A 9,134-nucleotide genomic window follows, 5' to 3' on the forward strand; every position below is an offset into this window, starting at 1 on the left:
AGAGGGGGAAGAGGGGGAAGAGGGGGAAGAAAATGCTATAAAGTCTTAATTAAATTTATTAAATCACTATAAAAAATCAATTTATAATTATTTTTAATCAAATCTTATTATTATTTGATCGATTTAGCCTAAATGTTATCTCGAACTGAGGTGAGTATTCAAATATTAAAAAAAAATAATGGTTATGCCTTAAACTATAGGGAAATGATACGATCGAGGTGCATAAATTAATTAGCTGCATTCTCTATGACTTTTTCACATCAAACTCCCGCCGTCAAAGCCGCCGCAGGTTGTCACGTCTCCCTCTCTACAGAAAAAGATGAGTTTAATTGGGAATTTTTGTTTACCCGATCGATCGAATTTCGTCAGGAGACTATATATTTTATCATTGTCGATCGATTTTTGGATGGAGACGATCGAAACAACCCCGGTTTTAATCCTAACTTATATGATCTCTCTCGACACTATTGGGGGAAATATTGGGGAGGAGATATACAAGGCATCATCGATAAACTAGACTATCTCAAAAATATGGGGATAACGGCACTTTGGATTTCGCCCTTATTTGAGCAAGTGGAATCTCTACAATTCGATAACGCACCGATGCACGGATATTGGACAAAAGATTTCAAACGTATCAATCCTCGTTTTTTGGCATTAGGGGAGGAAAATTCTCTGTCAAAATGTACCGCCTTAAATCGATTAGTAGAAAAAGCCCACAGTTTAGGCATTAAAATAATTCTCGATATAGTGTGTAATCATAGCAGTCCAGATGTTAGTGGCGAAAAAGGGAAACTTTATGATGATGGAGTCTTAATCGCAGATTTTTATAACGATACTCATAACTGGTATTATCATAATCCCGAAATTACCGACTGGGAAAACGAATATCAACTTTTATATTATGAAATGGCAGGTTTAGCTACCTTTAATGAAAGTAATATCGAATATCGTAATTATATTAAAAGTGCTATTAAACAATGGTTAGATATTGGTATTGATGCCTTGAGAATTGATACCGTTAAGCATATGCCCTTATGGTTTTGGCAAGAATTTTTAGGAGACTTGAAAACCCATCGCCCAGATTTATTTGCCTTTGGAGAGTGGGGTTTTAGTAACCCTAAAGATGGTAAATCTCCGAATTTTGCCAATGAATCGGGAATGTCTATATTAGACTTTGGCTTATCGGGCGCTATTCGGGAATGTTTGGCTAAAAATGCTACCGGGGGCTTCCATTTAATACAAGAAGTCTTTAATCTTGACTATCTTTATAATAACGCTACGGAATTAATCACTTTTTTTGATAACCATGATATGCCTCGTTTTGGCAGTCTTAACCCCGATGGCAATGCTTTAAGGTTAGCAGTGGCTTTGATTATGACTTGTCGAGGGATTCCTTGTATTTATTATGGCACTGAACAATATTTACATAATGACACTAACGGCGGTGAAGATCCCTATAATCGCCCTATGATGGAAAAATGGGATACTGATACCCCTATCTATCAAGATTTAAGTAAGCTATCCAAACTCAGAAAAATTAATCCAGCCGTGTCTTTAGGTAGTCAAGTTGAAAAATATATCAACAATGATATTTACTGTTTTTTGAGACGTTATCGAGATTTTCGTTGTTTAGTGTGTATCAATAAATCCTATACCCATCAAACCATTCAATTAACTAACACGGAATTAATGGATGATGAATATTACTGTATGTTAACAGGAAGTTCGATCGAAGTAATTAATGGTAATGTCAGTAATTTACAATTACCTCCTCAAAGTGTCTTCGTTTTTAGCCTTATGGGGAATAAAGTCAAAGGAAAAACCATCGTCAGAGTGCAAATTAATGGTATCAGTACAAAACTGGGAGAATCCATTATTGTAACGGGAGATTGTCCAGAATTAGGTAATTGGGATATTACTAAAGGCTATCGATTGGAATATATTAACCCGAATACTTGGTTTGGAGAAATTTCCTTTAACGAAAGTGCAGGTAAAGCTATTGCCTATAAATATGCCTTAGTCAAAGGGAATCAAGAAGTTATCCGAGAAAATATCGCCGTGAGACGTTGGATTTTAGCGGAAGAAGGAATTGCGAAATGGGTTGACTTTTGGAATACTCCATAATGTTTTATCCCCCCCTTAGTAAGCTAGGGCGTTTTCATTCTCAAAAGATGCACTCAACCTTAACGATTTTTTCAAGTTTTAATACAAACTATATTCTATTATTATTTTGTTATCTATTCTTTTGTGTGAGGAATTTTTACTAAGAATGTTTAATAAATTGATTTCGATCGTACTGTCGTGTTCAGTCGTTTGCGGTGTACAAATACCAGTATTCGCTGGAGAAATTTTTAATCAGATTAAAAGTACAGGAGTAATTAGAGCAGGTTATCGTGAAGATACTCCCCCTTTTGCTTTTGTGGATGAGACGGGAAAACCCGTGGGTTATTCTTTAGATATTTTAGAGTTAATTCGATCGCAAACGGAGAAACAATTAGGAAAACCCATTAAACTAGAATTAATTGTAGTTGATCCTGATACTCGTTTTGATAAAATCAAAGATGGTACTATTCACATCGAATGTGGTTCGACTACGGTGACATGGGAAAGAGAAAAAATTGTGGACTTTGCCGTGAGTTACTTTGCTAGTGGTACACAGATGATTGTTAATAAGGGTAGTGGTTTTGCCAATAGCGATAACTTGAAAGGGGCAAAAATTGGCGTAATTCCTAACACCACTAATGAAAAAGCCATGAGAATATTTGCTCAAGGGGCGCAATTAATCTTTTTTACCAGTGAAGAAGAAGGCATGGAAAAGTTAACCAAAGGGGAAATAGACGGTTTTGCTGGAGATGGGATATTATTGCAAAATTTGAAAAAACAAGCTGATAATTCCCAACAATATGAAATTGTGCCTGAATTTCCTTATATGATCGAATCTTATGCTTGTACAATCCCTGAAAATGATTCGGCTTGGCGTACCACTGTTAACTATAGCATCGTTAAATTTATGCAAGGGGTTGTCACCGATACACCAAGTGCCATTGATATTTACGATCGATGGTTCGGAGTCAATGGTAATACGCCCTATCCCATAGAGACAATAGCGGATTATTTTCAAGGCATCATCAACGGTTATGAATGGATTAATATTGATGAACGATATTAAAACAATTAACAATTAACAATTAACAATTAACAATTAACAATTATTGACTCATTACTCATTACTCCTTACTCCTTACTCATTACTCCTTACTCCTTACTCCTTACTCCTTACTCCTTACTCCTTACTTCTTACTCCTTATTCATTACTCATTACTCCTTACTCCTTACTCCTTACTCCTTCTAATCCCTAAATAATCTTAAACACCTCCTCTGCTACGGCTAAGGTTTTTTGGATGTCTTCTTCTGTATGGGCGATCGAAGTGAAACCTGCTTCAAATTGAGAGGGTGCTAAATAAACCCCTCTTTCTAACATCCCCCGATGAAAACGTCCAAATTTAGCGGTATCAGCATTTTTCGCATCACCGTAGTTATGCACAGGATTGCCCGTGAAAAACATCCCAAACATACCGCTTATATTGCCTCCTGTTACCTGATGTCCTGCTTTTTTAGCTCGATCGAGCAAACCTGTAATCAATTCTGTAGTGATTTTGTCTAAATATTCATAAGTACCGGGTTTTTGTAATAATTCAAGGGTTTTAATTCCTGCCGTCATAGCCAAAGGATTTCCTGATAAAGTACCTGCTTGATACATTGGACCCGAAGGCGCAACTAATGCCATAATTTCTTTTTTACCACCATAAGCACCCACAGGTAAACCACCGCCGATAACTTTACCTAAAGTAGTCAAATCAGGGGTAACGCCGAATTTTTCTTGTACACCACCGTATGCAATACGAAAACCAGTCATTACTTCATCGAATACCAATAAAGCCCCATTTTCTTGGGTTAATACCCTTAAACCTTCGAGAAAACCAGCATCAGGAGGAATAAAGCCAGAGTTACCCACCACCGCTTCTAAAATTACCCCTGCAATTTCTCCTTGATTTTCCGCAAAGATTTTTTTCACCGCTTCTAAATCGTTATAGGGTGCGGTTAAGGTATCGGCGGTAACGGATTTTGGTACACCGGGGGAATCAGGTAAACCAAGGGTAGCCACACCAGAACCTGCTTGTACTAAGAACATATCACCGTGTCCATGATAACATCCTTCAAATTTGATGATTTTATTTCTCTTGGTATAGGCGCGCATCAAACGCAAAACTGACAAACAAGCCTCTGTACCTGAGTTGACAAAACGCACCATTTCAATACTGGGTACGGCTTCAATTACCATTTCTGCAAGGGTATTTTCTAACGCACAAGGAGCACCAAAACTTGTACCTTTTTCTAAGGCTTCTTTTAAAGCTGTAATCACTTCGGGGTGCGCATGACCACAAATAGCAGGTCCCCAAGAACCAACATAGTCGATATACTTATTATCATCCACATCCCAAATATAAGCCCCTTTGACTCGATCGAACACTATGGGTTGCCCACCAACGGATTTAAACGCTCTCACAGGGGAATTAACCCCCCCCGGCATTAGTTTTTGAGCTTCAGCAAAAATTTCTTCTGATTTTGTAGTATTAAAAGATGATGTATTAACCAAAATTATTTCCTTCTTTTTTATATTCTTATACAACCCATCTATTTTAACCTGAGTTCGCTTTATAGGGAATAATCAAAGGGCAGTACTTAATTAAAAATTATCATAACCAAGATTTACGCATCTCTAAATGATATTTTGTCATTCCGAGAGTAGCGAAGGAATCTCAATCGTTTGATTTTCGGTACAAGTGCGTAACTTCTAATAACTTGATTTTTCCGTCTTAGCAATTTATCATACTCAATCTTGAATAACTAAAATTTTTTTTACTAGGACTCGATGGAATAAGTTAGGAAGAAAAGACTAAAATTTGATAATTAATTAAATTGAATTGACTAAAAATTTCTAAACCTTTTGCGGTGATTAAGTCACTAAAATTATCAACAATTATTTTATTAATAACTGGATAAGTTGGTTGGACATTTTTATTTATGTCTATAACTTTTTCTAGTTTGAATCCTGTATTTTTTGCGATATTTTCATACTCTTTAATGCCAATAAATTTGACTTGATTTGTCGCTTTTGAACCATAGGTATCGGTAATTAGTTTACTCAAAATTTGATTTTCAAACCATAACCAAAATTTCCTCATATTAGGGTTAATAATAAAGTCCACAATAATTAATTTACCAGCAGGTTTTAAGTTTTTTCTTACTTGTTGAAAAAATATTTCTCGACTAGGAAAAGCGAAAATACACTCCAGGGCGATCGAATAGTCAAATAAGAGATTAAAATCAGGTAAATCACAGGCATTAGCATTAATAAATTGGATGTTATTATTATTCTGTGGAAGAATCTTTTTTCTGGCTCTTTCAACCTGTGCATTATCGATATTTACACCGTATAAATTGAGATTATGAAAAGAATCATTTAATAAGCTAATTGTACCGCCAAAACCACAACCAGCATCAAGAATACTCACTGCGTCTTGAATTTGTGCGGTTTTAATGACTAATTGAGATAAATTATTCGCCGCCATAGCAAAGTCTAAAAGAGTGCCAGTAGCGTTGTCGGGATTTTCCCAATAACCCCAATGAATATGTTTACCGAAGGCTTCTTCTAAGGCTGGATTGTCTTCAAATTTTTCGATTAGTGTGTCAAAATAACCCATAATTTTACCTAAACAGAATAAAGAGGAATGGAAATTCAATAATTTAATTAAGTCGGATTGTCATTGCGAGGCGCTTTGCGTTGCGAGGTACGAAGCAATCTCTTAAAATAAACTATTTTATTTTATTAAATTCTCATTCCATAATATAAATTAAACCAGAAATAATCGTTAATAGTACCGATAGCCAAAAACAAATTATTCCCACAGTTTGCCATATCCCCACTAAAGGAATAATTAATAAGGCAATGGCTAAAATTTGTGAGACGGTTTTTAATTTACCCCAAATATTTGCCCCTGAAATACTGTCTTTTTGACTTAATTGAGGATTAACTCGCCAACCTGCAATGGCAATTTCCCTGACAATAATAATTAATACTCCCCAAGCGGGAATAATTTGTCTTTCAATGAGGATTAATAAGGGAGTTATGACTAAAATTTTATCGGTTAATGGGTCTAAAAATTTACCTAATTCGGTAACTTGATTTAATTTTCGGGCTAAATAACCGTCTAACCAATCCGTTAAGGAGGCTATGATAAAGATAGCAAAAGCTAACCATTGAAGTTCGATCGAGGGCTGATATAACAGGTAAATTAAAGGTATAACCAGTAAAATTCGACTTAATGTAATGGAATTAGGTATATTCATAAACAATGAACAATGAATAATTAACAATGAACAATTAACAATGAATTAAGTAAATCTTCCCCCTCTCCCCCATCTCTATCAACAGGGTTTTTTCAAAGTCGGGGTAAAATTGCTTTTTATTAGTTCAATTCATTGAACGAAAATATTAGCTGTGGAATTTATTACACAGCGAGTTATGAGTTGAAACCATTATCCCAACGTGTAATGAATTACACGTCTAATAGCGATCGTTAAATAAATTTAACTTAAATTTCTACAAAAATATCATGGTTTTTAATAATAATTGATTTTCTAATCAGAAAAAATAGCTAGATTTCTTATCAATTATAGTTTTGAGTTAAATACAATTTCGAGAATGAAAACGCCCTGCTTAAATAAAGGGGGAATTTAGTTTAAATTTCTCATAAATGATTCCTGATTGCTATAGTTTAAAATCGATCGAAATACATTTAGTGTCCATGCCTAAGTTCTAGTTATTGTTTCGTAAATCCTGATAAAATAAGGTGCGACCTGCTAAGTTGCATCTAAAGAGTCTTGATTTATCAAGCCAGAGAGTCATCCTCTTGCGTTACCGCCCGAAGGTGCGTTCCGAGTAATTGGAAGGTATCACAGCTAGAGGGTTAAATGTCAAATCAGAGAAAAATCTAACAATCAAAGACTTGGCTAGGTAAAGATGAATATGAAGTAGAATAATGCGACTGAAGCTCCGTTATACTATGCCTTCTCGCTAAGGTTAGATTGGGGGAGGACTGAGGTTAATTTATGCGATTTAACGATTGTATAATAAAAGATATGCACCTCTTTATAGTGTATATTAGATGACTATAAAACCTTCGGAGTATAGCGTTCTTCTAAATTCATCGTATCTCAAAGATGTGAAACAGGGTAAGCCCTATATGTTCTCAGGTAACTGAGTAAGGAGATAGTAATGTTGAATGACGACATAGAGGGTAAAGGATGTTAAAGAAAGCGAATGCCATCATTACGCAAGTAAAAGGGAATACATAACCTGATGGATAGGGTAATACCTAACTCGAAAGAGTGCTGACTTTTAACTGGTATTCACAATTCATAATACAATCGGAGAAAATCTTTTAACTGTTATGGAAAAGATAGATAAGGTAACACCTTAATCGTAACTGACAGGAATCTATGATTCAAGAGATGGAAAAACCGTACTTACGAATTAAAAGCACTGTACTCCAGTGTTTTATGTGAATGCTTGAGCCGTATGCTTGGAAACTTGCACGTACGGTTCTTAGGGGAGAAAAGGGAAGCAATTCCCTCTACTTACCCGACAATCTACATATCACCGAAAAAATTAACATGGAAGTAGAACAGCTTTTAAAAGCATACAGTCAAGGGGAAAGAAATTTTAGTCATGTTAAACTCATAGAAGCAGAAATTATTAAACTAAATCTATCCCTCGCCGATTTTTCTCACAGTGATTTACGTCAAGCAAGATTAGGGCGCACTAATTTCAACCATTGCAATTTTCAAAAAACTGATTTTAGCGAGGCGATTCTTTGGGGTACAGATTTTAGTTTTGCTAATTTATCTAATAGTATTTTTAGGGATACGGATTTGAGTAGTGCTAAATTAGTAGAGACAAATCTGGAAAAGGCGAATTTCATAAAAGCGATCTTATGTGGTGCTAATTTAAGTTATAGTCAGCTATCCTATGCCATGATGATTGATGTGGATTTACGTCCTAATTCTGATTGTCGTACTAATCTTAGTCATGCTAATCTTAGTCATGCTAACTTGAGTTATGGTAATTTATCCCAAGCGCTTTTATATCAAGCCAATCTACAAGGGGCTAAATTATGTCGATCACATCTAAATACAAAAAATGATAATTTGCCTACAGATTTAACGGAAGCTGACTTACGGGGTGCAGATTTAAGTTATGCCGATTTAACGGGGGCGATATTCTTTAAAGCTGATTTACGAGGTGCAGATTTAACAGGGGCAATCTTAAAAGATGTCAATTTTGTCGATGCTATTTTTGACAGTTAATGACAATGTTTTACAGAATATGCTAAATTTAAAATGGTGTTAATTTGAGGTTCGTTTCGGTAACAGTGTTTGATTCCAGTCTTGAAAGGTTTTATTTCCCATCCAATATGGAAAGATTCATGTCCGTCGTCTCAATTACCAAATGTGTAAATTAAGATTTTGGAGTGAGCTTATGTCCATATATGTTGGAAATTTATCCTACGATGTTACAGAAGAAGATTTACAAGCCGTCTTTGCTGATTATGGTGAAGTGAAGCGTGTACATTTACCTGTCGATCGTGAAACAAAGAGAATGCGTGGTTTTGGTTTTGTCGAAATGTCTAACGACAATGAAGAAGAAAAAGCTATTGAGACTTTAGACGGGGCTCAGTGGATGGGAAGACAAATGAAGGTAAATAAAGCCAAACCCAGAGAAGAAGGTGGAGATCGTCGTAGAAATTTCCGCAACTAATCTTTTTCTAATTAGTTAATTTTTCTTAAGACTACTATCGTAGTCTTTTTTTTCGTCTCAAAATTTAAAACTACTCCATTAAGTCTTAGTGAGTGAAACAACTTGACACTCCAAAATCGATCGAACCCTTAACAGACTTACAACAACTTCGCAAAGAGCATCGATTGCTTTAGCTGTGGGATGTATTGCGACACAATATGCGGGTGTCGAGAATATTTTTTCTAAAATTAGTTGTCATTTTTTATTTTAC

Annotated in this window: 7 protein-coding genes; 4 read left to right on the forward strand and 3 right to left on the reverse strand. The window is 35.4% G+C overall.

All coding sequences use genetic code 11. The annotated features are described in order from the left end of the window. The first annotated feature begins 246 nt into the window (after nucleotides 1-246). Nucleotides 247-2,127, forward strand: coding sequence for an alpha-amylase family glycosyl hydrolase (locus tag ACN4EE_RS20755; RefSeq protein WP_431708410.1), 1,881 nt, complete (start codon nucleotides 247-249; stop codon nucleotides 2,125-2,127). Between the two features lie 145 nt (nucleotides 2,128-2,272). Next, a complete protein-coding gene (locus ACN4EE_RS20760; protein ID WP_431708411.1) occupies nucleotides 2,273-3,172 on the forward strand; it encodes an amino acid ABC transporter substrate-binding protein in 900 nt (299 codons plus the stop codon). 186 nt (nucleotides 3,173-3,358) lie between these two features. Here the strand turns inward: ACN4EE_RS20760 and hemL are convergent, their stop codons facing one another. From hemL to pgsA, 3 genes are all read right to left on the reverse strand, one after another. Next, nucleotides 3,359-4,660, reverse strand: coding sequence for a glutamate-1-semialdehyde 2,1-aminomutase (gene hemL, locus ACN4EE_RS20765; RefSeq protein WP_431708412.1), 1,302 nt, complete (start codon nucleotides 4,658-4,660; stop codon nucleotides 3,359-3,361). Nucleotides 4,661-4,946: 286 nt separating this feature from the next. Continuing rightward, nucleotides 4,947-5,768, reverse strand: a complete 822-nt coding sequence (locus ACN4EE_RS20770) for an SAM-dependent methyltransferase (protein ID WP_431708413.1) — start codon at nucleotides 5,766-5,768, stop codon at nucleotides 4,947-4,949. Nucleotides 5,769-5,901: 133 nt separating this feature from the next. Further along, complete coding sequence (gene pgsA, locus ACN4EE_RS20775; RefSeq protein WP_431708415.1) at nucleotides 5,902-6,414, reverse strand: CDP-diacylglycerol--glycerol-3-phosphate 3-phosphatidyltransferase; 513 nt, start codon at nucleotides 6,412-6,414, stop codon at nucleotides 5,902-5,904. A 1,218-nt stretch (nucleotides 6,415-7,632) separates the two neighbouring features. Here pgsA and hetL point away from each other — a divergent pair. Then, nucleotides 7,633-8,433 (forward strand): heterocyst differentiation pentapeptide repeat protein HetL, encoded by an 801-nt coding sequence (hetL, locus tag ACN4EE_RS20780; RefSeq protein ID WP_431708416.1) that lies wholly within the window; start codon nucleotides 7,633-7,635, stop codon nucleotides 8,431-8,433. Between the two features lie 172 nt (nucleotides 8,434-8,605). Beyond that, the gene (locus tag ACN4EE_RS20785) at nucleotides 8,606-8,884 is read left to right on the forward strand and encodes an RNA recognition motif domain-containing protein (protein WP_431708418.1); all 279 of its coding nucleotides are present in this window, start codon (nucleotides 8,606-8,608) and stop codon (nucleotides 8,882-8,884) included. The last annotated feature ends 250 nt before the right edge of the window (nucleotides 8,885-9,134 follow it).

Source organism: Geminocystis sp. CENA526 (assembly GCF_050753365.1).
Lineage (GTDB): Bacteria > Cyanobacteriota > Cyanobacteriia > Cyanobacteriales > Cyanobacteriaceae > Geminocystis.